Source organism: Mycobacterium sp. ZZG (assembly GCF_054786995.1).
In genome coordinates, this window is record NZ_JBTBFV010000205.1 from 1 (window position 1) to 537 (window position 537).

At 54.2% G+C, this 537-nt stretch carries 1 rRNA gene; it reads left to right on the plus strand.

What is annotated here, in order from left to right:
- Nucleotides 1–140: 140 nt before the first annotated feature.
- A 16S ribosomal RNA gene (locus tag ACXMYJ_RS29370) occupies nt 141–537 on the plus strand; the annotation flags it as partial.

Consider the following 537-nt stretch of genomic DNA (forward strand, 5'->3'; position numbering starts at 1 on the left):
GGATGGATGATGATTTATTTTGTGGCATCTGCTCCGATGGGGTGGGTGTTGCTAGTTTTTGGATTGGTCAGGTTTTTCTTTCCTGATTGTGTTGAAACTTCTGCTGGCTTTTGTGGTTGGTGGGTTTGTTTCGATGTTTTTTCATGGAGAGTTTGATCCTGGCTCAGGACGAACGCTGGCGGCGTGCTTAACACATGCAAGTCGAACGGAAAGGCCCAGCTTGCTGGGTACTCGAGTGGCGAACGGGTGAGTAACACGTGGGTGATCTGCCCCTGACTTTGGGATAAGCCTGGGAAACTGGGTCTAATACCGGATATGACCTTACATCGCATGGTGTTTGGTGGAAAGCTTTTGCGGTTGGGGATGGGCCCGCGGCCTATCAGCTTGTTGGTGGGGTAATGGCCTACCAAGGCGACGACGGGTAGCCGACCTGAGAGGGTGATCGGCCACACTGGGACTGAGACACGGCCCAGACTCCTACGGGAGGCAGCAGTGGGGAATATTGCACAATGGGCGCAAGCCTGATGCAGCGACGCC